At 61.3% G+C, this 25882-nt stretch carries 27 protein-coding genes, 2 tRNA genes and 1 riboswitch; of the genes, 24 read left to right on the forward strand and 5 right to left on the reverse strand.

The annotated features are described in order from the left end of the window. The first annotated feature begins 14 nt into the window (after window positions 1-14). Window positions 15-113: riboswitch (TPP riboswitch) on the forward strand. The 11 genes from KSW38_RS13760 to KSW38_RS13810 all read left to right on the forward strand — a co-directional run bounded on the left by KSW38_RS13760 (window position 105) and on the right by KSW38_RS13810 (window position 9778). Next, entirely contained in the window at window positions 105-1646 is a 1542-nt protein-coding gene (locus KSW38_RS13760) for a bifunctional hydroxymethylpyrimidine kinase/phosphomethylpyrimidine kinase (protein ID WP_216925488.1), read from the forward strand. Its footprint overlaps the riboswitch before it by 9 nt. A 378-nt stretch (window positions 1647-2024) precedes the next feature. Further along, window positions 2025-2333 (forward strand): 50S ribosomal protein L21, encoded by a 309-nt coding sequence (rplU, locus tag KSW38_RS13765; protein WP_216925647.1) that lies wholly within the window; start codon window positions 2025-2027, stop codon window positions 2331-2333. A 59-nt stretch (window positions 2334-2392) separates the two neighbouring features. Further along, window positions 2393-2656 carry a 50S ribosomal protein L27 gene (gene rpmA / locus KSW38_RS13770; RefSeq protein WP_021470683.1) on the forward strand — a complete coding sequence of 88 codons (264 nt, stop codon included), beginning with the start codon at window positions 2393-2395 and terminating at the stop codon, window positions 2654-2656. A gap of 133 nt (window positions 2657-2789) precedes the next feature. Further along, window positions 2790-4376, forward strand: coding sequence for a GTPase ObgE (obgE, locus tag KSW38_RS13775; RefSeq protein ID WP_216925489.1), 1587 nt, complete (start codon window positions 2790-2792; stop codon window positions 4374-4376). Next, the gene (gene proB, locus KSW38_RS13780) at window positions 4366-5544 is read left to right on the forward strand and encodes a glutamate 5-kinase (protein ID WP_216925490.1); all 1179 of its coding nucleotides are present in this window, start codon (window positions 4366-4368) and stop codon (window positions 5542-5544) included. The genes obgE and proB overlap by 11 nt, the downstream gene beginning before the upstream one ends. Further along, window positions 5541-6905: a glutamate-5-semialdehyde dehydrogenase gene (locus KSW38_RS13785; RefSeq protein ID WP_216925491.1), complete on the forward strand. Its 1365-nt coding sequence runs from the start codon at window positions 5541-5543 to the stop codon at window positions 6903-6905. The genes proB and KSW38_RS13785 overlap by 4 nt, the downstream gene beginning before the upstream one ends. Window positions 6906-6987: 82 nt before the next feature. Next, window positions 6988-7227, forward strand: coding sequence for a hypothetical protein (locus KSW38_RS13790; RefSeq protein ID WP_216925492.1), 240 nt, complete (start codon window positions 6988-6990; stop codon window positions 7225-7227). Between the two features lie 4 nt (window positions 7228-7231). Further along, window positions 7232-7918 (forward strand): nicotinate-nucleotide adenylyltransferase, encoded by a 687-nt coding sequence (gene nadD, locus KSW38_RS13795; RefSeq protein ID WP_223949299.1) that lies wholly within the window; start codon window positions 7232-7234, stop codon window positions 7916-7918. A gap of 7 nt (window positions 7919-7925) precedes the next feature. Then, window positions 7926-9107 (forward strand): hypothetical protein, encoded by a 1182-nt coding sequence (locus KSW38_RS13800; protein ID WP_216925494.1) that lies wholly within the window; start codon window positions 7926-7928, stop codon window positions 9105-9107. Between the two features lie 57 nt (window positions 9108-9164). Beyond that, the gene (gene rsfS, locus KSW38_RS13805) at window positions 9165-9569 is read left to right on the forward strand and encodes a ribosome silencing factor (protein WP_216925495.1); all 405 of its coding nucleotides are present in this window, start codon (window positions 9165-9167) and stop codon (window positions 9567-9569) included. 136 nt (window positions 9570-9705) lie between these two features. Continuing rightward, window positions 9706-9778 (forward strand) — tRNA-Ala (locus KSW38_RS13810). A gap of 65 nt (window positions 9779-9843) precedes the next feature. Here KSW38_RS13810 and KSW38_RS13815 read toward each other — a convergent pair. Next, the gene (locus tag KSW38_RS13815; RefSeq protein WP_216925496.1) at window positions 9844-10434 is read right to left on the reverse strand and encodes a ScbR family autoregulator-binding transcription factor; all 591 of its coding nucleotides are present in this window, start codon (window positions 10432-10434) and stop codon (window positions 9844-9846) included. A gap of 391 nt (window positions 10435-10825) precedes the next feature. Between KSW38_RS13815 and KSW38_RS13820 the strand changes: the two genes are divergently transcribed. Beyond that, a tRNA-Ala gene (locus tag KSW38_RS13820) sits at window positions 10826-10898 on the forward strand. Between the two features lie 86 nt (window positions 10899-10984). Here KSW38_RS13820 and KSW38_RS13825 read toward each other — a convergent pair. Beyond that, on the reverse strand, window positions 10985-11362 hold the full coding sequence (locus KSW38_RS13825; RefSeq protein WP_216925497.1) for a cupin domain-containing protein: 378 nt from the start codon (window positions 11360-11362) through the stop codon (window positions 10985-10987). A gap of 251 nt (window positions 11363-11613) precedes the next feature. Between KSW38_RS13825 and KSW38_RS13830 the strand changes: the two genes are divergently transcribed. From KSW38_RS13830 to KSW38_RS13850, 5 genes are all read left to right on the forward strand, one after another. Next, window positions 11614-12747: a class I SAM-dependent methyltransferase gene (locus KSW38_RS13830; RefSeq protein WP_216925498.1), complete on the forward strand. Its 1134-nt coding sequence runs from the start codon at window positions 11614-11616 to the stop codon at window positions 12745-12747. A 209-nt stretch (window positions 12748-12956) separates the two neighbouring features. Further along, a complete protein-coding gene (locus tag KSW38_RS13835) occupies window positions 12957-14156 on the forward strand; it encodes an ROK family transcriptional regulator (RefSeq protein WP_254186489.1) in 1200 nt (399 codons plus the stop codon). Between the two features lie 32 nt (window positions 14157-14188). Continuing rightward, window positions 14189-15544 (forward strand): extracellular solute-binding protein, encoded by a 1356-nt coding sequence (locus KSW38_RS13840; protein WP_216925500.1) that lies wholly within the window; start codon window positions 14189-14191, stop codon window positions 15542-15544. 24 nt (window positions 15545-15568) lie between these two features. After that, window positions 15569-16438 carry a carbohydrate ABC transporter permease gene (locus KSW38_RS13845; protein WP_216925501.1) on the forward strand — a complete coding sequence of 290 codons (870 nt, stop codon included), beginning with the start codon at window positions 15569-15571 and terminating at the stop codon, window positions 16436-16438. Further along, window positions 16438-17253: a carbohydrate ABC transporter permease gene (locus KSW38_RS13850; protein WP_216925648.1), complete on the forward strand. Its 816-nt coding sequence runs from the start codon at window positions 16438-16440 to the stop codon at window positions 17251-17253. The genes KSW38_RS13845 and KSW38_RS13850 overlap by 1 nt, the downstream gene beginning before the upstream one ends. Here the strand turns inward: KSW38_RS13850 and KSW38_RS13855 are convergent. Next, window positions 17250-17483 carry a hypothetical protein gene (locus tag KSW38_RS13855; RefSeq protein WP_216925502.1) on the reverse strand — a complete coding sequence of 78 codons (234 nt, stop codon included), beginning with the start codon at window positions 17481-17483 and terminating at the stop codon, window positions 17250-17252. The genes KSW38_RS13850 and KSW38_RS13855 overlap by 4 nt on opposite strands. A gap of 76 nt (window positions 17484-17559) precedes the next feature. Here KSW38_RS13855 and KSW38_RS13860 point away from each other — a divergent pair, with 76 nt between their 5' ends. The 7 genes from KSW38_RS13860 to KSW38_RS13890 all read left to right on the forward strand — a co-directional run bounded on the left by KSW38_RS13860 (window position 17560) and on the right by KSW38_RS13890 (window position 24019). Next, the gene (locus KSW38_RS13860; RefSeq protein ID WP_216925503.1) at window positions 17560-18567 is read left to right on the forward strand and encodes an AAA family ATPase; all 1008 of its coding nucleotides are present in this window, start codon (window positions 17560-17562) and stop codon (window positions 18565-18567) included. 10 nt (window positions 18568-18577) lie between these two features. Next, complete coding sequence (locus tag KSW38_RS13865; protein ID WP_216925504.1) at window positions 18578-19504, forward strand: DUF58 domain-containing protein; 927 nt, start codon at window positions 18578-18580, stop codon at window positions 19502-19504. Next, the gene (locus tag KSW38_RS13870; protein ID WP_216925505.1) at window positions 19494-19964 is read left to right on the forward strand and encodes a hypothetical protein; all 471 of its coding nucleotides are present in this window, start codon (window positions 19494-19496) and stop codon (window positions 19962-19964) included. The genes KSW38_RS13865 and KSW38_RS13870 overlap by 11 nt, the downstream gene beginning before the upstream one ends. Next, a complete protein-coding gene (locus KSW38_RS13875) occupies window positions 19955-20938 on the forward strand; it encodes a vWA domain-containing protein (protein WP_216925506.1) in 984 nt (327 codons plus the stop codon). The genes KSW38_RS13870 and KSW38_RS13875 overlap by 10 nt, the downstream gene beginning before the upstream one ends. Then, window positions 20935-21957, forward strand: a complete 1023-nt coding sequence (locus KSW38_RS13880; protein WP_308169374.1) for a vWA domain-containing protein — start codon at window positions 20935-20937, stop codon at window positions 21955-21957. The genes KSW38_RS13875 and KSW38_RS13880 overlap by 4 nt, the downstream gene beginning before the upstream one ends. Then, complete coding sequence (locus KSW38_RS13885) at window positions 21954-22664, forward strand: hypothetical protein (protein ID WP_216925508.1); 711 nt, start codon at window positions 21954-21956, stop codon at window positions 22662-22664. Before KSW38_RS13880 ends, KSW38_RS13885 begins: the two co-directional genes overlap by 4 nt. 389 nt (window positions 22665-23053) lie before the next feature. Then, window positions 23054-24019: a methylenetetrahydrofolate reductase gene (locus KSW38_RS13890; protein ID WP_216925509.1), complete on the forward strand. Its 966-nt coding sequence runs from the start codon at window positions 23054-23056 to the stop codon at window positions 24017-24019. 52 nt (window positions 24020-24071) lie between these two features. Here the strand turns inward: KSW38_RS13890 and KSW38_RS13895 are convergent, their stop codons facing one another. Both KSW38_RS13895 and KSW38_RS13900 read right to left on the reverse strand, forming a co-directional pair. Then, the gene (locus KSW38_RS13895; RefSeq protein ID WP_216925510.1) at window positions 24072-24578 is read right to left on the reverse strand and encodes a DUF2004 domain-containing protein; all 507 of its coding nucleotides are present in this window, start codon (window positions 24576-24578) and stop codon (window positions 24072-24074) included. 50 nt (window positions 24579-24628) lie between these two features. After that, window positions 24629-25594, reverse strand: coding sequence for a LysR family transcriptional regulator (locus KSW38_RS13900; protein ID WP_216925511.1), 966 nt, complete (start codon window positions 25592-25594; stop codon window positions 24629-24631). Window positions 25595-25882: the final 288 nt, after the last annotated feature.

Consider the following 25882-nt stretch of genomic DNA (forward strand, 5'->3'; position numbering starts at 1 on the left):
ACGGGCTACGCTAGGAAACTGACACGGGGTGCCGGGCACTGGGCCTGGCTGAGATCCAGACCCGTTGAACCTGTCCGGTTAGCACCGGCGAAGGGATGTCCACCATGGCTTCATCGTCGAATTCCGCCGTCTACCCCGTTGGTATCGGAGCAGTTCCGGCCCGGCCACATCCGCGTGTGCTCAGCATTGCAGGCTCGGATCCTTCTGGCGGCGCCGGAATCCAGGCAGACCTGAAGAGCATCGCAGCGCACGGTGGCTATGGCATGGCTGCCATTACGGCTTTGACGGCCCAAAACACCCTGGGCGTCAGCGCTGTTCATGTTCCGCCCGTGGAGTTCCTCCGTCAGCAACTGGACGCGATCAGTAGCGATATTGACATTGATGCGGTCAAGATCGGGATGTTGGGTGACGCGGCCGTCATCGACGAAGTCCGCAGTTGGCTCGAAGAGGTGCGTCCCGCCGTCGTGGTCCTTGACCCGGTGATGGTAGCCACCAGCGGCGACCGTCTTCTGCATGAGACCGCCGAAGCATCTCTGCGCAGCCTCTTGCCGTTGGCGGATCTCATCACCCCAAACCTTCCCGAACTGGCGATGTTGTTAGGTGAGCCAGAAGCCCCGGACTGGGCGACGGCGCTTGACCAAGGCAAGCGACTGGCTGCTGAGTGCGGAACGACCGTTTTGTTGAAGGGTGGCCACTTGGCAGGAAACGACTGTCCGGATGCGCTGGTCAACACGAGCGGTTTGCTGCGCCAGGACGTCATCGAGGTGCCGGGGACCCGAGTGGATACCAGGAACAGCCACGGAACAGGGTGCTCGCTTTCCTCGGCATTGGCCACGGTCCAAGCCCGCACGGACGATTGGGAGGCATCGCTCCGCGAGGTCAAGCCGTGGCTGCTGCAGGCCCTCGCGACGGCCGACGGCCTCAAGGTAGGCAAGGGTAGCGGGCCGGTCCACCACTTCCATCACCTGGAGCCAGCGCTGAATCCTGCCGGGAAATCCGGCGACTTTGCCGCGCGGCTGTGGGCCGAAGCTGTACCTGAATTGGAGGCAATATACGGCCTCGCTTTCATTCAGGGCCTGCAGTCGGGGCGTCTGCCGGAGCCCCAGTTCAATTACTACCTCGCCCAGGACGCCATCTACCTGAACGGCTATTCCCGGGTTTTGGCGCGTGCGGGTGCGCTTGCCCCCACGGAAGAAGAACAGCTCTTCTGGGCAAAATCATCGCAACTCTGCCTTGAGGTCGAGTCCGAACTCCACCGGGACTGGCTGAGCACGCGTCCGGCTTCAACAGAAACCGGACCCATGACAAGGTCGTACGTGGACCACCTGCTGGCGACATCGGCTTCGGGCAGTTACGCCGTTTTGCTGGCGGCAATCCTGCCCTGCTACTGGCTGTACGCGGAGGTAGGGCAGCAACTTCACGCGGCGTATGTCCAAGCCGGCGCTCCCAGCGACCACCCTTATGCCGCATGGCTGAAGACATACGCGGACGAGGAGTTTGCTGCCGCAACCCGGAAGGCGATCGACTTTACCGATGCTGCGGCAGCTGGCGCCTCTGCGCAGGAACGCAAGGCCATGGTTGAGGCCTTCGCCCAGTCCTGCCGCTACGAAACGGCCTTCTTCGATGCCCCCAGGCTCTTCGCCTAAGCAGGGTTTCCGAGGTTGCCGAGTGGAACAAATCCACAAAGCTCCAGCGCGTCGCGGGCCAAACCGCAGTATCGCCGTGCAAATCCTGTAGGCTGTATGGGCACGGTGCCGGGAGAGTCCGTTACAACTGGTGGCGCAAGTCACTCGATAGCCTCCGGACCCGGCCTCATTTGCAGCTGAAGGTCAAACTAGCGTAATCTTGATCTTCGGTGCTTACGCCAACACTTGGGTTATGCCCCTTGGAATTGTTCATGGGATGACTCGCGGGCTTCGATCTGAAGTCCACGGCGTTGAGGCACAGCGCGAACCAAGCCTGATTCCGGTTCAAGGTTCCGCACGCAAATTTAGTAAGAAACGTCGAGAGAAGTGAGTACCCAAGTGGTGTACGCGATTGTCCGCGCAGGCGGCCGCCAAGAAAAAGTTTCCGTTGGAGACTACGTAACGCTGAACCGCGTCCCCGGTGGAGCCGGCAGCACGCTTGAGCTGCCCGCCTTGCTCCTGGTTGACGGCGACAAGGTCACGTCCGCTGCCGCGGACCTGGCCAAGGTCACGGTCACGGCTGAGATCCTTGAGGACCTTCGCGGTCCCAAGATCGTCATCCAGAAGTTCAAGAACAAGACCGGCTACAAGAAGCGCCAGGGTCACCGTCAGGAACTGACCAAGATCAAGATCACGAGCATCAAGTAACTTTCGTTACTCTGTTCAGATTTTCAGTTTCCCCAGAAATTTAGAGGCAGGCATTTCACATGGCACACAAAAAAGGCGCGAGCTCCACTCGCAACGGTCGTGACTCCAACGCACAGCGCCTCGGCGTCAAGCGTTTCGGTGGCCAGGTAGTTTCCGCAGGCGAGATCATCGTTCGCCAGCGTGGAACCCACTTCCACCCGGGTGCAGGCGTCGGCCGCGGTGGCGACGACACCCTGTTCGCACTCGAGGCCGGTGCGGTTGAGTTTGGTACTCGCCGCGGTCGTCGCGTAGTGAACATCGTTGCTGCTGCAGCTGCAGAGTAACAACAAGTTCTGAACCGGTGGAGCGGGCCAAACGGCCCGCTCCACCGTTCTTTTAACCGCATTACAATCGATTAGGGCGCTTATGGCGCTCTGGTTTTTGCAACAGCGCTGGCAACAGCAAGAGGAGATTCACGTGGCGAGCTTTGTAGACCGGGTAGTCCTGCACGTATCCGGCGGAACCGGCGGCCACGGCTGTGTCTCTGTCAAGCGGGAAAAGTTCAAGCCACTCGGTGGTCCTGACGGCGGCAACGGTGGCAATGGTGGAGACGTCATCCTTCGGGTTTCCGCGCAGACCACCACCCTGTTGGACTATCACCACGCCCCCCACCGCCACGCCACCAACGGTGGCCCTGGCATGGGCGATTGGCGCGGCGGCAAGAACGGCGAAACCTTGATCCTTCCTGTGCCGGACGGCACCGTGGTGAAGACCAAGGACGGCGAAGTCCTGGCTGACCTCGTTGGCGAGGGCACCGAATATGTTGCGGCTGCAGGTGGCCAGGGAGGCCTTGGAAATGCCTCGCTTTCGTCCCAGAAGCGCCGTGCGCCCGGCTTTGCGCTGCTGGGCATCGAAGGCGAATCCAGCGACATCGTCCTGGAGCTGAAGTCCATCGCCGATATCGCTTTGGTCGGATTCCCGTCCGCAGGAAAGTCCAGCCTCATTGCAGCGATGTCAGCTGCACGGCCCAAGATTGCCGATTACCCCTTCACCACTCTCATTCCCAACCTTGGCGTTGTCCAGGCCGGCGACATCCGTTTTACTATCGCGGATGTGCCCGGACTGATCGAGGGCGCCAGCGAGGGCAAGGGCCTTGGCCACAACTTCCTGCGCCACGTGGAGCGCTGCGCGGCCCTGGTGCACGTCCTGGACTGCGGAACCCTGGAATCGGACCGTGATCCCCTCTCCGATCTGGCGATCATTGAGGCGGAACTGGAGAAGTACGCCGTTGACATGAGCTATGCCGGCGTCGACGGCGAGGTTGTGCCCTTGAATGAACGTCCCAAGCTTGTTGTCCTGAACAAGGTGGACCTTCCTGACGGCAAGGACATGGCCGAGTTCGTCCGGCCCGACCTCGAAGCACGCGGCTACCGGGTCTTCGAAGTCTCGGCAACCAGCCATGAAGGCCTGCGCCAGCTTGGCTTCGCCATGGCTGAGATCGTCAAGGCCGCACGGGACGCGGTTGAGACTGCGCCTCCCAAGGTTGCCCCGCCCATCCTTCGTCCGCGTGCCGTCAACGAGAGCGGATTCCGGATCCGCCGCGAGGAAAAGAACCTCGAACCGTTGTTCCGCGTCCTTGGGGAGAAGCCTGTCCGCTGGGTCAAGCAGACCGACTTCACCAACGAGGAAGCCATCGGCTACCTGGCTGATCGCCTGGCCAAGCTTGGCGTCGAGACTGAGCTCTTCAAAGTTGGTGCCAAGCCTGGCGATACCGTGGTCATCGGTGAGGACGATGGCGTGGTCTTCGACTGGGAGCCCACCATGATGGCCGGCGCTGAACTGCTGGCAACTCCCCGCGGTACCGACATCCGCGTTGCCGACATCGGCGACCGTCCCACGCGTTCACAGAAGCGCGATGAACAGATTGAGCGCCGCGAAGCCAAGGCTGCTGCCCGCGCCGAACTGGAAGCCGAGCGCAAGGCGGGCATCTGGACTGAGTCCGTCAGCCGCCGTCGTGCCCAGCCTGTAACGGAAGGCAACCTGGATACCGGTGATGACGACTAGGACCGTCGAAGTTCCGAACGAAGAGGTTCTTGAGCGCCAGGCCCTGGCTACTGCCAAGAGGATTGTGGTCAAAGTTGGCTCGTCCTCGCTGACCAGTATCAAAGGTGGCATCTCCGAGAAATCGCTGACGTCGCTGGTTAATGCGTTGGCTGACAAGCGTAACGCCGGCACGGAAATCATCCTGGTTTCTTCGGGTGCGATTGCAGCCGGCCTTGCCCCGCTTGGGCTGGCCAAGCGTCCGAAGGATCTTGCCACCCAGCAAGCCGCGGCAAGCGTGGGGCAGGGCCTGCTGATGGCGCGCTATACGCAGGCTTTCAGCGCGCATGGCGTCACGGTCAGCCAGGTCCTGCTGACGGCTGACGACCTCATGCGCAGGACCCAGCACACCAACGCGTTCCGGGCCTTGGACCGCTTGCTGAATCTTGGCGTCGTTCCGGTCGTTAATGAGAATGACACCGTCGCTACCCACGAGATCCGCTTTGGCGACAACGACCGCCTTGCGGCTTTGGTGGCCCATCTGGTCCGCGCCGACGCTCTCGTGTTGCTCTCCGACGTCGATGCCCTCTATGACGGTCCACCCTCACATGGGGCCAAGCGGATCGCCTTGGTGCGCGGTCCGCAGGACCTCGAAGACGTGACCATTGGCAAGGCGGGCAAAGCAGGTGTGGGCACCGGCGGCATGATGACCAAGGTGGAGGCGGCTTCCATTGCCGCCGGCTCCGGGATTCACGCCTTGGTGACGTCCACGGCGAACGCCGCAGCAGCCCTTGCGGGGGAGGACGTGGGAACGTGGTTCGCCGTGAACGGCAACCGAAAGCCAGTTCGCCTGTTGTGGTTGGCGCACCTGGCAACGGTTCACGGGCGCCTGATGCTCGACGACGGCGCGGTGAAAGCCGTGCGCGACCGGCACAGGTCACTCCTTCCTGCAGGAATATCGAGTGTCTCTGGAGACTTCGAGGCTGGCGACCCCGTGGAAATGGTGGCCTCGGACGGGACTGTTGTGGCTCGTGGCCTGGTGAACTATTCCTCGGAAGAGCTTCCCCGCATGCTTGGCCGCAGCACCCAGGAGCTCGGGCAGGCGATGGGCAGGGGTTACGACCGCGAAGTTGTTCATGTTGACGACCTCGTACTCCTTCAGGCTGTCCGCTCATCTAAACTTGGAACATGACTGAAGCGCTGACCCCTGACGCCCCTGTGATTTCCGACGTTTCCGGTGCCGCCGGCCAGACGCCGGAGAGCCCTGTGGCAGGCGGCGTTCCGTTGTCACCGGAAGACGTCCAAACCGCGGTGCACGCCATTGCAGACCGTTCCCGTAAGGCTGCCCGACGCATGGGACAGGCCAACCGAGCCTGGAAGGACCGCGCCCTGCGTGCCATAGGGACCGCCCTTCAGGAGCGCCGGAAGCACGTGCTGGAAGCAAACGCGAAGGACGTCGCCGCAGGCCGTGCCAACGGTACGTCTGCCGCACTGCTGGACAGGCTGACACTGACACCTGCCCGCATTGATGGCCTGGTTGCGGCTTTGGAGAACCTGGCCGGCCTGCCGGATCCCGTGGGCAACGTAGTCCGAGGCCAGACCCTTCCCAACGGCTTGCGCTTGCGCCAGGTCAATGTCCCCATGGGCGTTGTTGCCGCCATTTATGAAGCGCGCCCCAATGTCACGGTGGATATTGCCGGTCTGGCACTCAAGAGCGGCAATGCTGTCATCCTGCGCGGCGGATCGGCAGCTGCGAACACCAACGAGGCCTTGGTGCAGATTCTTCGGGAAGCTTTGGATTCCGTAGGCCTGCCTGCCGATGCCGTGCAAACCGTGGACCAGTACGGCCGCGAGGGCGCCAACGTGCTCATGCGTGCCCGGGGGCGGGTCGACGTTCTGATTCCCCGCGGCGGACGGGATCTTATCCAGACTGTCGTGACCAACTCTGCCGTGCCTGTTATTGAAACGGGTGAAGGCAACGTACATATCTTCATCGACGAATCGGCAAGTGAAGAGATGGCCGTTGACATTCTTTTGAATGCGAAGACCCAGCGTCCCAGCGTCTGCAACACTGTGGAAACCCTCCTGGTCCACTCGGGCTCCACCGTGCTGCCTGCCGTTGCCGCCGCACTTCGCTCTGCCGGAGTCACCCTCCACGTGGATGAGCGTATAGCCGCAGCCCTGGGCAAGGACGTTGAAACCGTCCCCGCCGACGACGACGATTGGGCCACCGAATACATGGACCTGGACCTCGCTGTGGCCATGGTGGACAACCTCGATGATGCCGTCAATCACATCCGCAAGTGGACCACCGGACATACCGAAGCGATCTTGACGAACAACCTCGCCAACGCCGAGAGATTCATCGCTGAAATCGACTCGGCTGCTGTCATAGTCAACGCTTCCACGCGTTTCACTGACGGAGGCGAGCTCGGCCTCGGAGCAGAAGTGGGTATTTCCACCCAAAAACTGCACGCGCGTGGGCCCATGGGCCTTACCGAACTCACCACTACCAAGTGGATCGTGCAAGGCGAAGGCCAGATCCGCAGCTAGCTACGCGGTAACATAGAACAGAAGTCCGGAACGGTGGGGAGTCCCGCCGTCGAAAATCCTTGAGAACCAACTAGGGGAGAAGATGCTGTTTCAGCAGATCGCCACGTCCATTGCAGCCCAAACAGAAGGCGGCCACGAAGCGCCCGCCCCGCTCTGGGCCGAGCCGTGGGTCTTCGGAGTCAGCATGTTTGCTATCCTGCTGGTTTTGATGTTCGTTGCTCTCTCCTACACCAACCTTGGCAACCGTCACGAGGCTGTAGAAGAGCACTCGGACCCGCACCGCCAGCACCCGAACAAGCACACCCACAAGCAGGGCCACTAACATTATCGCCGCAACTCCGCGCGGGGAGTCGGAGCGCAGGCTCCGGCTGGGCGTGATGGGTGGAACTTTTGATCCTATCCATCACGGCCACCTTGTGGCTGCAAGTGAGGTTGCCGCCAAGTTCGATCTCGACGAAGTCGTTTTCGTGCCTACTGGTCAACCTTGGCAGAAGTCCAGCAAGCAGGTCAGCAAACCCGAGCATCGCTATCTGATGACTGTGATTGCCACGGCCTCAAACCCGAGGTTCACGGTGAGCCGGGTTGATGTTGACCGACCCGGCCCCACTTACACCATCGACACCCTGCGCGATCTTAGGGCCCAGCGACCCGACGCTGATCTGTTCTTCATCACTGGCGCTGACGCGTTGGCCCAGATTCTGTCCTGGAAGGACGTTGACGAACTCTGGTCTTTGGCGCACTTCGTTGGTGTCACGCGGCCTGGTCACGAACTGGACGGCATGGGCAGGGAAGACGTCAGCCTCCTGGAAGTTCCAGCCATGGCGATTTCTTCAACGGATTGCCGAACACGGGTAGGTGCCGGGAACCCCGTCTGGTACCTCGTGCCCGATGGCGTGGTGCAGTACATCGCCAAGTATGGCCTGTACGCCGCGCACTCCGGGACCGCGCAGCCAGGGGTAGGGGAGCTGGCCCCCGCACTATCCGGATCAGACGACCAAGCACGTACTGAATGAGTTTTGAATGAGCAGCCAGGAACAGCGACCCATCCGCAGCAGGCGTGAGCTTCGCCGCGCCCGCGAAGAGAACCAGGCACCGCAGGCGGAAGCTACGCCACCCCAGGTAATGGACGCAGCGGAGAATGCTGTAACTGGTCGTAATCGTCGTGCGGCGGACGCACCTGTAGACGCAGTGGGTGCCACCGCGCAGGAGCGGTCCTCCCAGATCCGCGCCCGTGACCGCGCGGCGCTGCGTGCCATCAAAGAGCTCGCAGACAAGGAAGAGCAGCTATCCGGCGGTGGACCACCAACACGTCGCCAGCTTCGCCTGCAGCAACTCCAGGCAGAAGTCGCCACCTCTGCCAACCCCATCGTCCCCATGCCGGGCGGCAAACCAGCCGATAAGCCAGCCGGTAAACCCGTGGACGCCAAGGCTGCGCCTGATGCAGGCGCCAAAGATTCCGACGACGATTCGGCAGCCAGCTTTGGTCCTGCTGAATCTGAAATGTCTGTGGAGCAGGCACTTGCGGTACGCGAACTGATCGCTGCCCAGGTCCAGAATCAAACCTCTAAGCTTGAGCACATTGCGGAGCAGGATCCACTGGCTGTCGATCCTGAAGTCCTTGCCCAGCAGATTGCCCTCGCCGAGCGTGCCGCGGTGCTGAACAGGCGGGCAGCGGCCAAGCAGAAGCTTGCCGAACAGAACCAAGCCGAAGCCAAGGTCCCTGCAGCAATAGCTGGTGCGGCCGAAGGAAAGAAGTCTTCCGGAGTTTCGGTAGGCCCCTCCACTGCCAACAACCTTGCCATGGTCACGCCCCTGGAGTTCGTCAAGGTTCCCGGCATTGAACGCCCGGTCATGAAGCGCCCCAGCACCACATTTGTGCCTCTCGTGACGTCTTCGGGTCCCACCGCTGGTACCGGCAACGCCCCGGCAAACGGAAGAGGCACACGTGGCCGCTCGGGTGTTCTCGCCCGGGCCGAGGCTGTGGCAAGGAATGCGCGGAAGCGGCCTGTCGCCGTCGATGAACAGCTTGAAGAAACGCAGCGTCCGCCGATTGCTGCCAGCGCGGCTTACGGGCTTGACCCCCTGGACGCCAACACGGCCGGCTTGGCCCGCGCGCAGCGTAACAGGCTGCTGCAGCTCGGCGTCCTGGCGTTGGGTGTTGTCGCGCTCATCGTCGGCATCATCATGATCACCAGCGGCTAATTCCGCTAGAACCCGGCTAACGCCATTTACAGGCCATCGGCCACAACAAGGAGTCCCGTGTCTGCACATGAACAATCCATCACCCTCGCCCGTCACGCCGCGCGTGCCGCGGCCGACAAACTGGCAGAAGACATCGTTGCCCTCGATGTCAGCGAACGCCTCGCCTTGACTGACGTCTTCCTGATTGCCTCTGCGCCCACAGAACGCCAGGTCAACGCAATCGTTGATGGCATCGAGGAAGAACTGATGAAGCAGGACCTTCGCCCGGTTCGTCGGGAAGGCCGTTCCGAAGGCCGCTGGGTGCTCTTGGACTACGCGGACATCGTCATCCACGTCCAGCACGCAGAGGACCGTGTTTTCTACGCCCTGGAGCGCCTTTGGAAGGACTGCCCCGTAGTTGACCTTGAACTTGGGGATGACGCCTCGGCAAAGGCAGCGCCAGCGGGGGAATCAGAGCTCTAAACATAGGCTGGCATCCGAATATGCCCGATTTGGAATTTTCGGAAACGCTGTTCTAAGATATTTGAGTTGCTTCGGCGCGGATGGCTGGAAAGTCGCGCGGATGACTGGGAAGTTGATCGTGAAGCAGCAAGAATATGGGGCTGTGGCGCAGCTGGTAGCGCACCTGCATGGCATGCAGGGGGTCAGGGGTTCGAGTCCCCTCAGCTCCACTCTTGAGGTTCTGCCCTTTTTCGTGATGAAGAAGGGCAGAACCTTTTTTGCGTGCGGCCTCGCCCTAGTTGTCAGCGCCCGCTTCGATTGCCGGACGCATAAATTCCCACATTTCGTCGATGCGGCGAAGTACGTCCGTGCGGGCAGTGAGGACGTTGGAAACCATCTGGACTCCGGTGAAGGAAGCAACCAGGTAGCGGGCAAAGGCGGCAGGATCCAGCGTGGTCCGGACTGCCCCCTCGACTTGGGCTTGGCGGAGCAGTTCCTCCACGGTGTCAATCCAGTCCTGATAGGGGCCGGAGATATCGGCGTCAAATGCGGATGCTTCGAATGTCAGTCGGATCCCAGCTTGGACAATTGCTTCGTCCAGCAATTGCCGGCCGAACATCCTGCAGAGGCCAATGATTTTGTCCATGGCCGGAATGCTTGAGCCTACGATGCCTGCACCGGCCGCCAGGACTAGTGCATGTTGCTCCTCGATGACTGCCAAAGCCAGCTCCCGCTTGGACGTGAAGTGGAAGTAAAGTGCTCCCTTGGTGACTCCGGCACGCTTGGTGATGTCGCTCAGGCTTGCGTTGCCGTACCCAACTTCTGCGAAGACATGGGCGGCGCCTTCAATAACGGAAAGGCGGGTGTCTTTCGCACGTTGCTGCATGGGCGGTGGGGGAGCCTCTCGCTTGTTCCGGTGTGGGACGGCCAGCAGAAACGCGCCGCCGGACCCCACAACGCTACCATCGTGCTTAAATTTCAGCGCGTAAAACCGACTGGACGGTTTGGTTTATTCTTCCCGTGATTCTAGACTTCAAGAGGAGTCGCACAGGCGGGGGCTTGATGTGACTCCCGCGCAGCCGATTGGGGGGAGGTGCGGTGGAGCAATCCAGCGCACCCCGGCTGCGAGGTTACGGGTTTGAGTAGGACAGAAATGCCCACTGATGCCCGTGATGGGGATCACGCTCCTCTGATTTCGCTTCTCAGGGGAATGTGGTTAGTATTGACGAGTTGCTTCGACGGGAAGGGAAATCTTCCTCCTGAAATCAACGAGATCCGGGGCTGTGGCGCAGCTGGTAGCGCACCTGCATGGCATGCAGGGGGTCAGGGGTTCGAGTCCCCTCAGCTCCACTTCGGATAAAAGACCCCGCTCAGGTGAGCGGGGTCTTTTGCTTTCTGGTCCCTCGGCGGGATTCGTGGGTTAGCTGGACGGATTCCTATTCCGGGCGGACGGCGAACTCGGCTGCACTGAGGAATTCGATGCCTTGGAAGGGCTGATCGCCTACCACCCGGGCATGGTGTCCCGGTGGAATCGAATAGGAGTCGCCGCTGGAAATGCTGATCTGTGCGCCATCATTGGTTTCCACCTCAATGGAGCCGGAGACGCAGAAGCCTACATGGCTGAGTTGGCAGGAGTCGGTTCCGACTACGGGTTTGATGCAGTCGTCCCAGGTCCAGCCGGGTTCAAAGGTAGTCCGGCCGATTGTGTAATCTCCGACAGTGACGACTTCCACCGTCGTCTTGTCCGGGCTGCGCGTTTCGTCGGGAGAGTTGTGTGATTTCACTTGGAGTTGCGTGACAACATTGACACTCATGGTTTGCTCTCAGGGAAGGGAGCCGGTTAAGTGTGGTCCCGGGGCCTGGCTCGTCGGTTGGGCGGGACCGGTGCCTGCTGCCGTCAGGGTATGGGTCCGCCATCCGACGCGACAACAGGTGCTTGGCATGCTGCATCATCCACATTCCTCCGAAGGCAGCACGAAGTCGAGACACTAAAGCGAACGAATTTCTTACGAGGTCTGCATAAGCCGCCCGGGAAATTTGACAAGGGAAAGCGAGAAACAGGATCGTGACCGCAAAGCAGTTGGAGTCACTGTTCAACGCGCTGCGCAGGTTCCCCGATGTCGAGGCGGTGAATCTTCAGGCTTACGACGCCACGGACAAGCTGTTGCTGCAGATGGCGGCGTCGGACCACATCCTGCCCGAAACCAACGCTGTCGTCATTGGCGACCGGTACGGTGCCCTGACGCTGGGCGCTTTGGTGGGGACCGGCGTCGGGCACGTCCGCGTTAACCAGGATCTCTACACCGGCAGGCTTGCGCTGCAGCGCAATGCGGAAGCAGCTGGTCTGCAGGGACGGTTCAGTTCCCACGAATTGGGCGCTGAACTCTTGGAGGGCGCCAATCTGGTGCTCATGCAGTTGCCGAAATCGCTGGCTGAGCTGGAGGAAAACGCCGACGCCGTTGCCCGCTATGCAGCGCCGGATGCGGTCCTGCTAGCAGGGGGTCGCATCAAGCACATGTCCCTGGGTATGAACAAAGTGCTGGACCGTTATTTCTCTTCTGTCCAACCGCAACTTGCCCGGCAGAAGTCCAGGGTTCTGGTGGCCAGCAATCCCAAACCGGTTTCCAGCGAGCCTCCCTACCCTGTTGTGGAGCAGCTGCAGGAATTGGGGATCACGGTTTGTGCTCATGGTGCTGCATTTTCGGGTGCACGCCTTGACATCGGAACCCGTTACCTCCTGACCTTCCTGGACCGGATGCCTGAAGCGCGACGCGTTGTGGATCTGGGGTGTGGGACCGGCATTCTTGCCACGATGTTTGCCCGACACCAGCCGGAGGCGAGCCTGGTGGCAAGTGATCAGTCGGCGGCGGCTGTCGCATCAGCTATAGCCACGGCAGCTGCCAACGGACTGGAATCCCGGATTTCCGTGATCCACGACGACGCCCTGTCGACGTTTGAAGCAGGCAGCGCGGATCTCGTCCTGTTGAATCCACCTTTCCATCTTGGAGCAAGCGTGCATGCCGGCGCTGCCCTGAAGATGTTCGAAGCGGCCGCCCGCGTTCTCGCGCCCGGCGGCGAGCTGTGGACCGTGTACAACAGCCACCTGCAATACAGGCCCACCCTTGAGCGGCTCATAGGTCCCACCGTGGAGGAAGGCCGGAACCCGAAGTTCACAGTGACGCGGAGTCGTCGTGGATGAGCCGGTCCGGCGCTTCCAGACAGGAATTTAGTCTCATCGTTACCAACCCCTGACACCGTTGCCTGCGTGTGCGCATACCCGTGTGAGCATGGGTATCGTACGATTCAGACAAAGACGAAGTACGATGATGTTTTTTCGAAAATTACTTAGGGGAATCAGTGACTGAGATCCGGCAGCCCACACCGAGGCGCGGAACGAATCTACCCCGCATGGGTGACTTTAATTTGACGGTCATTCTGGAGGCGATCCGGAGGTCCTCGGGTGGGCTCAGCCGTGTTGAACTAGCGCAGATTGTTGGCCTGTCCCCCCAGACAATCTCCAATATTTCCCGTCGCCTGCTTGACCAGCACTTGATCGTGGAGGCTGGCAAAGAGGGTACTGGCCCAGGAAAGCCGCGGACCATCCTGCGGCTGAACCCATCGGGCATGTATGCGGTGGGCGTCCATCTTGACCCGGCAGTCATCACGTTCGTCGTCCTGGACCTCCTTGGCGATGTCGTCAGGCACTCGCGGATGGCTACTCCCGGTGGTGACCCTGCGGCGGTGATCACGAGCATCGCCCAGCAGATCAAGGTCCTCATTGAGGAATCGGGCGTGGATGCATCCAAGATCGCGGGGCTCGGCGTAGCCGTCCCGGGCCCGATCGACCTCGATGAAGGTTCCGTTGTGGAGCCGCCGCTGTTGACTCGGTGGAATCGCGTGCGTATCCGGGAAGCCCTCACGGAGGCCACCGGGCTGGAGACGCTGGTGGACAAGGACGTAACGAGTGCCGCAGTGGCCGAAACCTGGGCCGGCGGGGCCAGCGGTGCGGGCAGTTTCGTCTTCATGTATATGGGCACCGGTATTGGTTGCGGCATTGTCCTGAACGATGAAGTGGTCCGTGGAACGTCCGGTAACGCGGGCGAAATCGGCCATATCATCGTTGATCCGATGGGCCCCCAGTGTGACTGCGGGCTCCGTGGTTGTGTGAAATCCTCGTGTATCCCTCAGGTCCTCGTTGCTGAGGCGGAGGCGGCCGGTGTGCTTGACAGCCATGGCGAGGATGCAGACGGCCCGCAGGTCCAGGAACGTTACGCCTTGTTGTGCGACAAAGCCGACGCCGGCGACGAAAAAGCCATTGCCATCCTTGACAAGTCAGCCACCCTCGTGGCCCGTGCTGTCTCGGTGGTGACCAACACCCTGGACGTGGAACGCGTTGTTTTCGGCGGTCCTTTCTGGGGGCGGATGTCAAAGTACTTCCTGGATCGTGTTCCGGCCCTGATAGCTGAAAACAGTGCGGCACGCATGATCCACGGTATTGAAGTTGTGGGTTCCGGAGTGGGTGAGGACGTGGGCGCCATTGGTGCGGCATGCCTCGTGCTGGAGCACACGCTGGCACCACGTGCCCAACGGCTCCTGCTGGAGGGCTAATTACTCAGCCACGTTGACTCGATTGGAGCAAAATGCGCCGCCCAATGAGGTTTGCCACCGTCCTTCCCGTCGTAGCTGCTCTTCTCGCTGCAACCGCTTGTTCCTCGACGACGCCTGCTGCCGAGAACAAGACCTTGAAGATCGTCTACCAGAAATCCGATTCGTTCACGGCCCTGGATACCGTCATGCAGGACGCCAAAAAGGAATTCGAGGCGGCCAACTCTTCGGTGACGGTTAACCTCGAACCGATCCAAGCCAACGACGACGACTACGGAACCAAGCTCGCCCTGGCCCAGCGTTCCCCGGACACCGCGCCGGACGTCTTCTATGAGGACACGTTCAAGGTGCGTTCCGACGTCGACGCCGGTTACCTCCTGAAGCTGGACAGCTATCTTGAAAAGTGGGACGACTGGTCCATGTTCAACGAAGCCGCCAAAGCAGCAGGTCGGGCCGATGACGGAGGTATTTACGCGGTGCCCCTCGGCACTGACACCCGTGCCATCTGGTACAACAAGGCAGTGCTGCAGAAGGCCGGAATTGCTGTTCCGTGGCAGCCCAAAACGTGGGAAGACATCCTGTCCACGGCACGTGCCATCAAAGCCTCGGACCCAAGCGTGATTCCCTTCAATATGTACGCCGGCAAGGGTACCGGCGAGGGCACCGTCATGCAGAGCTTCTACGAACTCCTCTACGGGACTGACAGCACGCTGTACGACGAAAAGGAAAAGAAGTGGGTGGTGGGCTCCCAGGGCTTTACTGACTCGCTGGCTTTCCTGAAGACCCTTTACGACGAAAAGCTTGCAGTGAGCCCGGCCGAAGCCCTCGACGCCAATGTCTGGAAGAAAGTCTTTGGCGAGTGGTTCCCGCAGGGCAAACTCGCGGCAACCGTGGAAGGCTCGTATACGCCGTCGTTCTGGCAAAAAGGCGGGGCCTATGAGTGGGCAGGCTACGAGCAGGAAATGGGTGTGGCCATGTTCCCCACGCGGAACGGACAGGAGCCCGGCGGCGTCAGCATGTCCGGTGGGTGGACCCTTGCAGTTGGTGCCAAGAGCAAAAACGCTGAGCTTGCGTTCAAGTTCCTCACCACCGCGCTGAACAAGAAGAATGCCCTGGCCTTTGACGTTAACAACTCCCAGATAGCGGTGCGGACGGATGTTGCATCGGAATCGAGCTACCTTTCGGCGAATCCGTTCGTGAAGGACGTCTCGGAGTTGGTGAAGGTGACGCATTACCGCCCGGCTACCGCAGATTACCCAAGGATCTCGACGGCGGTCCAGGTAGCCACCGAGTCTGTCATCACTGGAAAGCAAAGCCCTGAAGATGCCGCAGCGGAGTATGACGCCACGGTCCGCAAGCTTGTTGGTGATGGCAAGGTGCTGGAGAGATGACATCAAAGAAATGACAGCAGGGAAATGACGATTCGCCGCTACCTGCGGCTGCTGCCGGTTGTTCCTTCCGTTCTCCTGCTGCTGGTGTTCCTGCTTGCCCCGGTGGCTTGGTCCTTCTATGCGTCCTTCACCAACGCCGCTCTTTCAGGCCGGGCGGCCCGGGATCCACAGTGGGTGGGGCTGGAGAACTACGTCCGGATGTTCAGCGATGACTCGTTTCCACTGGCGGCATGGCTGACTGTTGTTTTCGTCGCGGCCTCGGCCGTGCTCGGCCAGAATGTGCTCGGTCTACTCATCGCGCTGCTCATGAGGCGCTCACGTAAGGCAGTTTCCTCGTGGGTAGGAACGGCGGTGGTAGCAGCTTGGATACTCCCGGAAATCGTGGCCGCCTTCGCGGCCTATGCCTACTTCAACCGTGACGGCACACTGAATCAAATGCTGGCCCTCTTTGGCGGGAAGGGGCCGGACTGGCTGTACACGTTCCCGCTTGTCGCGATTATCCTGGCGAACACGTGGCGGGGAACGGCGTTCTCCATGCTTGTGTACAGGGCCGCCCTGGCGGACGTGCCACAGGATGTCTCGGAAGCTGCCTTGATGGATGGTGCGCAAGGCTGGCAGCGCCTGGCATTTATCACGTTGCCACTGATCAGGAGCAGCATCGCCACCAACCTGATGCTGATTACCCTGCAGACGTTGGCCGTGTTCACGCTTATTTGGGTGATGACAGCCGGTGGCCCAGCCAATGCCAGTACCACCCTGCCGGTGTTGGCCTACCAAGAGGCCTTCAAATTTGGGGATATCGGCTATGGCACGGCTGTTGCTTCGGTATTGATTGTGTTGGGAGTGGTCTTCGGCGCTGTCTATGTCCGCCTGCTCAGGGAGCAGAAGCCGTGATGTCCAGGCCGCGGATTGCGGCAGACATCGCTTTGGCCGTGATCGGTTTCTGCTTTGTGGCGCCATTGCTGTGGTTGCTGCTGGCCGCCGTCGATCCTCACGCCGGGTACCAGACAGCGGTGCCGTCGGCGCCTTCGATGGATAATTTTGGCGCGGTGTTCACTCCGGAATTGTTGTTCCAGCCCTTGACGAACAGTTTCCTTCTCTCGGCCGGAACAGCGGCGGTCAATCTGGTGGCAGCCGTCCTTGCTGCGTATCCGCTGTCCCGCTACCAGTCCAGGTTCAACAAGCCGTTCATGTACTCGGTGCTTTTCGGGACGTCGTTGCCAGTGACCGCCATTATGGTGCCCGTCTACGGGTTGTTCGTCCAGCTCCAGTTGCTCGATTCCATGATGGCCACCATATTCTTCATGGCTACAACCACGCTGCCCATGGCCATCTGGATGATGAAGAACTTCATGGACTCCGTTCCCTTGGAATTGGAGGAGGCGGCATGGATGGATGGTGCCTCAAGCATGGCGGCCTTGCGCACCATCGTGCTGCCGCTTATGAGGCAGGGCCTGGGCGTTGTATTCATCTTTGTTTTCATCCAGGCATGGGGAAACTTCTTCGTCCCCTTCATCCTCTTGCTCTCCACAGCCAAGCAACCAGCTGCGGTGTCCATCTTCAGCTTCTTTGGCCAGCATGGCGCCATAGCTTATGGGCAGCTGGCGGCGTTTTCCATCCTGTACTCAGTGCCGGTGCTGCTGCTGTACGTGCTGGTATCCCGGAGCGTGGGTAGCTCCTTCGCGTTGTCCGGCTCGGTAAAGGGCTAGTCGATGTCCTCGACTATTTCGCCGTAGGGTATCGACTCGTCCAGATGAGCCTGGTGTCCGGTGGGGCCTGCGTTGTACACAATCCGGACTCCGTGCCTTTGGTCTGCGGCGGACTGCAGCAGAACTGGACGGACGGCGTCGATGACGCGCTGGCTTTGGCCGTTGAGGTACTGCTCATAGCGGGCTGGTAGCTGAGGCATGGCAAAAGGATAGACCTCAGAAGCGCCCATGGGGAGAGCTCCCCATTGCGGGCTTGTTCAGGGGAGGCTTGGATAGAGTGGATTCACGCCAGCGAGGGGACCACGAGTGCTTCAGAACACAGCCACGACCGGAATCGATGCACCGGACCTGGCCCGTGCCCAGCAGCTCGTCGGCAGCATTATCCGCAGCTTTGAGACCAAGGTGGTAGGCCAGTCGAGGCTGCAGGAGACGCTGATGATCGGCCTCCTGACCGGCGGACATGTACTTTTGGAGAGCGTTCCGGGTCTGGCCAAGACCACAGCAGCGCAAGCTCTCGCGGAGTCGGTAAGTGCGGATTTTCGCCGGATCCAGTGCACTCCGGACCTGTTGCCAAGCGACATCGCCGGCACCCAGATATTTGATGCAGCCAAAGGCACATTCGTCACCCAACTGGGACCCGTTCATGCGAACATTGTGCTCCTTGATGAGATCAACCGTTCCAGCGCCAAAACGCAGAGCGCCATGCTGGAGGCGATGCAGGAACGGCAGACGTCCATCGGTGGCGAGTCATATCCGCTGCCCGAGCCTTTCCTGGTGCTGGCAACGCAAAACCCGATTGAGCAGGAGGGAACCTACCGCCTTCCGGAAGCACAGATGGATCGCTTCATGCTCAAGGACGTCCTGGACTATCCGAGCCCGGCGGAGGAAGCCGAAGTCATCAGGCGGATAGATGCCGGGGTGTACAGCGCAGCGCAGAAGCCCCCGGCAGCCGCTTCCCTGGACGCCATCGTCCAGGTGCAGGAACTCGTCAAGAGGGTTTACGTTGATCCTGCCATCATCAGGTACATCGTTGGCCTGGCCTATGTGACGCGCAACGCCTCACAATATCTGGAGCCTCGTTTGGCCAACCTCATTGAGTTCGGTGCAAGTCCGCGGGCCAGCATTGCCTTCAGCCAGGCTGCGAGGGCATTGGCACTCCTAAGCGGGCGGGACCATGTCATCCCGGAAGACGTCAAGAAACTGGCCCACAGGATCCTGCGCCACAGAATCGTGCTCGGGTTCGATGCCGTGGTTGAAGGGATCCCCGTGGAAACCATCATTGATGCGGTGCTCGCGTCCGTGCAGACGCCGTAACGGTCACCGGATGCCCAGCCTCCTCCGACGCGTGAAGTCGAAGATGTTCATCTTCGCCCATCGCAGGACCCTCACCCTGTTGGATGGCGAATACGGTTCTGTCTTCAAGGGCCGCAGCCTGGACTTTGACGAATTGCGCTCGTACGTACCTGGCGACGAAGTCAGGGACATTGATTGGAAAGCCACTGCCCGCCACGGATCACCGCTCGTCAAACGCTATGTGGCCGTCCGCCGTCACTCGGTGCTGCTGCTCGTGGACACAGGACGGAACATGGCAGCCCACGCCGCCTCGGGTGAAGCAAAAAAAGACATTGCCGTTGACGCTGCCGGCGTGCTGGGCTATCTCGCCTGCAGGCACGGGGACGACGTCGGACTCCTGCACGGCTCGGCCCTCACCTCCCGCTACCTCCCGCCCCAAAGCGGTGAAGAGCACCTGGAGCGGCTGCTCCGGGAAGTGGAGGCCGGCATTTCCCTGGATGGGCCGGCGAGCGCTATCACGGCGCAACTCGACTACGCGCTGAGGTTCTTGAAGGGCCGCCTGCTCATTGCCGTTCTCGCCGATGAGGTTAGGCCCGACGCCCACACTGAAATGCTGCTTCGGCGCCTGAGGGCCCGGCACGAAGTCCTCTGGCTCACTATCCTCGACGCCCGCATGGCCAGGGAACCGGGGAACCCGGCGCCTACGCAGGAGGCCAGCTTCGACGTTGGGAACGGCCAGCGGATCCCTGCGCCGGTGGCGGGGAACAGCGTTGTTCGTGCGGCATACGCCAGCGCAATGCGGAGACGTGAGGAGGAGCGCAGCGTCTTCTTCCGCAGGCTCGGAATTGCTGAGCAGTCGGTTGGCGCCACGGGCGACGTCCTCACGGCGGTGTTCGCGCTCCTGGAGAAGCACCGCTCGGGCGCGAAGTCCGCCAAGGGTAGCAACCGTGCAGGATAACGCGGGCTTCTACGCGCCCCTTCAATATCAGCAGCTGTGGCTATGGCTGGGCTTGGTGCTGCTGCTGCTCGTAGCATGCTGGTACGGATGGATCCTGTGGCCTGTTCGCAAAGCAGCACCAAAGACACCGGCAGGCGCGCACGGGACGTCATACGATCTGGAAACGTTGCGGGCCAGCTGCCTGTCAGCGATAGATACCCTCGAAAGGGAGGCCGACGCCGGCCGCCTCCCGGGGCGCGACGCCCACCAGCGACTCAGTCTCCTCGTGCGGGAATTTGCGGGTGCAGCCACAGGCCTTCCGGCCACTTCCATGACACTGGAGGAATTGCGTCGCAACGGACTGGATCAGTTCGCCGTGGGTATCGCGTTGATCTACCCCAACGAATTTGCGCCCGTAGCCATGCAATCCGTTCGGGACTCCGCAAACACCGCACGCCAGGTGGTGCGGGCGTGGAACTGACTTACTGGTGGATTCTTCCCCTTGCTGCCCTGGCACTGGTGATTGCCGCCCGACTGTTAATCCGGCGTCGGTCGCAGACGGGCAGGCCAGTGGCACACGGCGAGCGCCTCACCGACCTTCCCGAGTACCAAAAGGTGCTGCGGCGGTACAAGGCCACGTTGGTCCTCGCCATGGTCCTGGGTGCGTTGTTTCTGGCGGCCACAGCCACAGCCGCTGCAAGACCTGCCCAGCGCACCACGGAGCAGCCCGAAATCCGGAACCGGGACATCATCCTCTGCCTGGATGTTTCAGGATCCATGACCAGTACGGACGCCGCCATCGCCAAAGTGTTCCAGGAACTCGCCCGGCAATTCGATGGCGAGCGCATCGGCATGGTGATCTTCGATAGCAGCAGCGTCCAACTGTTCCCGCTGACAGACGACTACGACTATGCGGCCGAACAGCTGACCGCAGCCCAGAAGGCCCTGGACAGCGGGGCAGGATCCTTCTTCGACGGGACATGGAACGGGAGAGGATCCTCCCTGATCGGCGACGGCCTGGCATCCTGCGTGCAGGGCTTCCCGGATGTTGAATCGGACGCCGGCAACGCCAAGCGCTCGCGGTCTGTTGTGCTGGCGACTGACAACTTCCTCTCAGGGGACCCCATCTTCACCCTTCAGCAGGCCGGGGAGCTGGCCCGCAGCAAGAACGTCAAGGTGTATGCACTGAACCCCGGCGACTTTGACTACGGAGGTCAAGCTGATCAGCCTGGTGGCCAACTCAAGGCGGTTGCCGAAGGAACCGGGGGCAGCTACTTCGCTCTGGACAGTCCTGATGCGGTGCCAGGGATAGTCCAGAAAGTGCAGGAGACCGAGGCCAGCAGCTACCTGGCCGCGCCCCAGGTTGTAGTCAGCGATAGCCCGGCGCTGCCGCTTGGGGCCGCGCTGCTGGCGGGTGCCGGAATGGTGATCCTGGGATGGAGGCTGAACCCGTGACACTTCTGCCAATTGTTCCGTGGGCGCTCCTCGCTGCCATAGGCGTCGGGATCATAGCCCTCACCCTGTGGGCCATCGTTCGCGGGCCGGTCCCCGGCAGCACGGGACCAAAAGGGTCGGTGCGGTCAGCCGCCGTCCGGGGCGCCGCCGTCGTGCTTCTGGTCCTTGCCGCGCTGCGACCAGGGTGGCCCGGCAGCGAGGCAAGGACAGCCGTCGCGGACGTGGATGTCTTCTTCGTTGTCGATACCAGCACCAGCATGGCCGCAGAGGACTACAACGGCACAGGCACCCGCTTGTCAGGGGCGACGAGCGACGTGATGGCCATCGCCAAGGAACTAGCGGGCGCCAGGTTTTCCCTCATCACTTTCGACAACAAGGCGACCGTCCGCATGCCGTTGAGCCAGGATGCCACCGCGCTGCAAACCGCTATGACAACACTGCAGCCGCAAAACCCGCGGTACGCCAACGGCAGCAGCGTTACGGGTGCGGGAGCGTTGCTCAAAGACAGGCTCGCGGCCGCCCGGGAGCAGCACCCAGGACGTCCAGCATTAGTGTTCTACGCCGGGGACGGCGAGAACACGGCCGCCGAGGCACCAGTGCCGCTGCCGGTGGATGCGAACAGCGTCAGCGGGGGAGCGGTGCTCGGTTACGGCACCGGGCAGGGCGGCCGGATGAAGGACACCTCGGATACCGAAGTCCGGTATCTGCAGGACAAGGGCTCGGGCGAGGATGCAGTGTCCAGGATCGACGAAGGGCAACTGCAAAACATCGCAAGCCAACTCCAGGTCCCATACGTCCACCGGGCCGGGAGCCAACCCACGGCTGACATGCTTGCCAAAGCCCAGCCTGGAGCCCTCACGCCTACCAACGACGACGGACCCGGCCGCGTGGAACTCTACTGGCTCCTGGCGCTCGCCGGATTCCTGCTGGCCCTTCACGAACCCGTGCGGCATTTCATCGCGCTACGGGAAGTGCGGGGTCAAAGACTGCCCCCGAAAGCCAAGGAGCCACTGGCATGAACAATGTTCGACGGCGGAGACGCCGCCTCGCGCTGTGGTCCGCTCCACCGGCTCTGCTTGCGCTCGCCGTGGCAGCGAAACTCCTGAGCGTGGGTCCCTTGGGGGGCTACGCTGCACGTGCCTTCGAAACCTCCGATCAGGATGGCGCAGCCAGGGCCGCTTCGTGGCTGCAGGTTGCAAACTCGTTCGAGTCGCACAAGGCCTACTTTGCATCCGGCGACGCCCATGTTCTGGCAGGCGACTTCACTGCGGCGCGGAAGGACTTCGAGGCGGCGTTGGATGCCGGCGCCGGCCAGGATGAATGCCAGGTGCGGGTCAATCTGGTGTTGAGCGTCGAGAAACTGGGTGATGCTGCCCTGTCGGCAGGCAGTAAGCCGACGGCAGCCACGTTGTTTCGTGAAGCGTTGGACGTCATCGAGTCCTCACCTGCCCAGTGTGCGCAGGAAGGTCCCGGAAATTCGTCCGGAGAGGGGAAGGCCCTGGATTCAGCTGCTGATCGGCTTAAAGCCAAGATGGCTTCGGGCTCCGACGGAAGGGCCGATGCGGAGAAGCCAGCCAAGGATACGCCGCCTGACCAACAGCAGGAGCAACTCCAGAAGCTGGGAAAGAACGCGCAAGAGGCCCACCGAGAGCGGGCAGAAGGGCAGGAACGCGAGGAGTATCTACGCAGCCCCGGGAATGAGTCCGGCGTAGACAAGCCCTGGTGAAGCTTTCACCTGCAGGAGGATTTCCACTGCAGATCGCCTTTCGGCGAACAAAGTTCACAGATCCATCTTCACGGATCGTAAAACCGCGTCTTAATTCGGTGGTCGAGTTGAACCGCCCGGCGCCCACGACCTACAGTCGTAAACAAGTTACCGCGGTAACGTGTCAGCGATCCTCCGTTGGATCCGCCCCGCAAGGGCGGTGAGGAGGGTGTGGGTGCCCCCATGTGGGCCTGACATTTGCACACGGAAAGCTTCATTCGAGGCGTACCAGTCGCTGCTGCGTCCTGCTGGAGTTCTTTCGTGTATCCCAAACTCAATTCATCGATCATGCAATCAATGGATTCCTTGGATCCATGGGTGAGGTTCGATGACGAACAGCCAGGACGCAAATGTCGCCACCAAGCCTTGACCTACATTCCAACCCCGCCGGAGCGGCGCCCGTAGCACTTTCCTACGAGCTGTTTCCCCCTCGCTCCCCGGCGGCCGCAGAAACCCTGTGGACCACGATCCGTGAACTCGAAGCCACCGAGCCGGACTACGTCTCCGTGACGTACGGCGCCAGTGGATCCAACCGGGATACCGCCGTTGACCTCATCAACCGCCTCCTGCTCGAAACCACGCTTCGGCCTTTGGCCCACTTGACGTGTGTAGGCAACACACCGGCGGAACTGGCGGAGATCATTGGCGAGCTCCTGGACCACGGCGTCCGTGGCATCCTGGCACTGCGCGGGGATCTGCCCAAGGGAGGAAGCCAGCCTGCCAGCGGCTCACTCAGGTATGCCCAGGATCTGATCGAACTGATCCGCCGCGTGGAGCAGCGTCGTTCAGCACTTCTTTGCGCCGGCAAGATCGCTGTCGGAGTGGCCGCGTACCCCACCAGGCATCCTGAATCGCCGAGTGTGGGACACGACGTCGAAGTTCTCCTGGCCAAGCAGCGTTCCGGTGCAGACTTCGCGATCACGCAGGTCTTCTTCCACGCGAACGAATACTCTGATCTGGTTACCCGTGCACGTCGGGCCGGGGTCACCATTCCGATCATTCCCGGTGTCATGCCGCTCACCAGCCTCCGGCGGCTGAAGCGCCTCGGTGAGCTAGCCGGCGTCGACCCTTCCGTGGAACTCGTGGAGCGCCTCGCTGCCGTGGACACTGAAGCAGAGTGTCGGCGGATCGGCGTCGCGGCCACCGTGGATCTTGCCAATGCAGCATTGGATGCCGGCGCACCGGGCATTCACTTGTACACGTTCAATGAGCACGCTGACGCCCTGGACGTGCTGGACAAGCTTGCGCTGCCGCGGCCATCCCGGCCGGCTGGCCGCGTAAACACAATGGCCCTCCGCCAGGAATACGCAAGATAAACGTACCTGGCCGCTTCTCCCCGCCACCGTCTTGCGATTAAGAACGTGTCCTTCACGACTCCCAAAGGATTTCGTCATCCACCACGCCGTCTTCATCGGCGGCCACTACCAGCAGCTCATCCGTGAAGTGCGAGCCGAGGGTGAAGTCCAGGACGAAGTAGCGCTCGGGCTGGCCAGGGTAGATGGCCACATGACCCAGTTTGAGGGCTTTGAGGAAGACGTCGTTGGTGAGCTGGGACTTGTCCCTGACCCCGAAAACCGATTCGAGCTGCTCTTCCTTGAGCTGGGAACTATGGAAATGCAGGAACTGCTGCGGGTTGGTGCCGTCCTGGTCAAGCTCATCGGCGATCATCTCCCGGACCTGGTCAACCAGCTCCGGCAGGAAGCGCAAACGATAGTCCACCTTGTGCATGGCAGCCTCGTCGAAGTGGTCCTGCGCCGTGACGTTGAGGTCCAGCTCAAGCTGATTGCCGCCGAGTTCGTGTTTGGTCACGAAGCAATGTTCACGCCCGTGATTGAGCTCGATCTCCCCAAAATGTGTGCTCGCTACCTTGCCCATGTGATCAATCTAACCCCAACATGGGGCCGGTTCCAGCAATTGGGAAGAATTCACCTCCGACGCTGCGGACCCTTGACAGGCGCTGATTTCAGGGGGTGCAAACCGCTCTTTTCGGAGGTGCCACGGAGGGTGTCGGCCAGGAGTTGCGTAAACAGTTGCACTTGCGCTGTGCGCTTTTCGTTGATGAGCAGCGCGAACACGTTTCGTGCCAGCCGGATGTCCGGGACGTCAAGGACCACGACGCCGGGTGGCCTGTTGCGCAACGCCAGTTCCGGTACCAGCGAAGCACCCAGGCCAGCCGCGGTCATCTCCAGGCTGGCGTGGAAATCGTCACTGTAAGCCACGACGCGGGGATGCAGGTTGCAGCTGGCAAACAAGCGTTCGATCACCAGGGCGTCGCTGGTGCCCGGGTGGTGGATGATCCACGGCATGTCCGAGAGGTGTGCGGCCTCAATCTCGGCATCCTCGCGGATTTTCCATGAAGCGGGCAGCACCACGCGAAAGTCGTCGTCGCCGATCCATTGCCGCTCCAGGGAATGTGGCCACGCCAATCCGGACTGTCCCACCTGGTACACGAGGGCGACGTCCAATTCTCCGCCACTGCGCAGTCCCTGGATGGTCTGCGCCGGCTCAGCGACTGATACCCGCAGCTCTATGCCCAGTCCGTTCCACCGCTCATTCCTGAGGATGTCCGGCAGCACATACGTGGCAAGGCTCGGGAAGATGCCGAGCCGCAATTCCTGGGCTGGCGCATCGTTGGTCCTTGATGCTGCCGCCATCAGTGCTTCGACGTCGGTCAGTACCTTGGACGCGTGCCGCGTCATGGTGACAGCCGCTTCGGTGGGAACGACGCTCCTCGCGGAACGCTGGAACAGTTCGACGCCGGTATCCCGTTCGAGCGCGGCCATCTGTTGGGAAACGGCGGAGGCTGTATAGCCAAGCTGCGCGGCCGCTGCAGCGAAGGAACCCAGTCGGGTGACCTCCAGCAGGGTCCTGAGATGGAGAAGATTGACCATCAGCAGATTTTAGCTGTTCGCCACGCCACATTTTCAAAGTGTCACGACACGCCGGAACCCGGCGACACGCTGGAGATTAAATGTGGCTAAGTAGTCCACAGGGTGTGGATTTCATCTCTCACTTTGGCGGAATCACGGACATTTTGAGGCACCTGCCCTGTGGACGAGCGGTGGATTGAATGACATACTTGTAATACATCATCTTGGGGTCCCGGCGAGGCGCTTGCACTACATGTAGTATCGGTTTACGGATTGAGCGGGAAACCAGCACAAGACTAAATAAGCGTG

Origin of the sequence: Paenarthrobacter aromaticivorans (assembly GCF_019038615.1) — a bacterium.
GTDB classification, from domain to species: domain Bacteria; phylum Actinomycetota; class Actinomycetes; order Actinomycetales; family Micrococcaceae; genus Arthrobacter; species Arthrobacter aromaticivorans.

Bases quoted from the DNA above. Each gene is read 5' to 3' on its own strand.
- KSW38_RS13840 (WP_216925500.1), top strand. From the start codon at position 14,189: ATGCGCCGCCCAATGAGGTTTGCCACCGTCCTTCCCGTCGTAGCTGCT.
- KSW38_RS13865 (WP_216925504.1), top strand. From the start codon at position 18,578: ATGCCCAGCCTCCTCCGACGCGTGAAGTCGAAGATGTTCATCTTCGCC.
- KSW38_RS13760 (WP_216925488.1), top strand. From the start codon at position 105: ATGGCTTCATCGTCGAATTCCGCCGTCTACCCCGTTGGTATCGGAGCA.
- KSW38_RS13885 (WP_216925508.1), top strand. From the start codon at position 21,954: ATGAACAATGTTCGACGGCGGAGACGCCGCCTCGCGCTGTGGTCCGCT.
- KSW38_RS13790 (WP_216925492.1), top strand. From the start codon at position 6,988: ATGCTGTTTCAGCAGATCGCCACGTCCATTGCAGCCCAAACAGAAGGC.
- KSW38_RS13855 (WP_216925502.1), bottom strand. From the start codon at position 17,483: ATGGGCGCTTCTGAGGTCTATCCTTTTGCCATGCCTCAGCTACCAGCC.
- proB (WP_216925490.1), top strand. From the start codon at position 4,366: ATGACGACTAGGACCGTCGAAGTTCCGAACGAAGAGGTTCTTGAGCGC.
- KSW38_RS13825 (WP_216925497.1), bottom strand. From the start codon at position 11,362: ATGAGTGTCAATGTTGTCACGCAACTCCAAGTGAAATCACACAACTCT.
- KSW38_RS13895 (WP_216925510.1), bottom strand. From the start codon at position 24,578: ATGGGCAAGGTAGCGAGCACACATTTTGGGGAGATCGAGCTCAATCAC.
- KSW38_RS13785 (WP_216925491.1), top strand. From the start codon at position 5,541: ATGACTGAAGCGCTGACCCCTGACGCCCCTGTGATTTCCGACGTTTCC.
- KSW38_RS13800 (WP_216925494.1), top strand. From the start codon at position 7,926: ATGAGCAGCCAGGAACAGCGACCCATCCGCAGCAGGCGTGAGCTTCGC.
- rpmA (WP_021470683.1), top strand. From the start codon at position 2,393: ATGGCACACAAAAAAGGCGCGAGCTCCACTCGCAACGGTCGTGACTCC.
- KSW38_RS13835 (WP_254186489.1), top strand. From the start codon at position 12,957: ATGGGTGACTTTAATTTGACGGTCATTCTGGAGGCGATCCGGAGGTCC.
- KSW38_RS13845 (WP_216925501.1), top strand. From the start codon at position 15,569: ATGACGATTCGCCGCTACCTGCGGCTGCTGCCGGTTGTTCCTTCCGTT.
- KSW38_RS13890 (WP_216925509.1), top strand. From the start codon at position 23,054: ATGTCGCCACCAAGCCTTGACCTACATTCCAACCCCGCCGGAGCGGCG.
- KSW38_RS13815 (WP_216925496.1), bottom strand. From the start codon at position 10,434: ATGCAGCAACGTGCGAAAGACACCCGCCTTTCCGTTATTGAAGGCGCC.
- KSW38_RS13900 (WP_216925511.1), bottom strand. From the start codon at position 25,594: ATGGTCAATCTTCTCCATCTCAGGACCCTGCTGGAGGTCACCCGACTG.
- KSW38_RS13850 (WP_216925648.1), top strand. From the start codon at position 16,438: ATGTCCAGGCCGCGGATTGCGGCAGACATCGCTTTGGCCGTGATCGGT.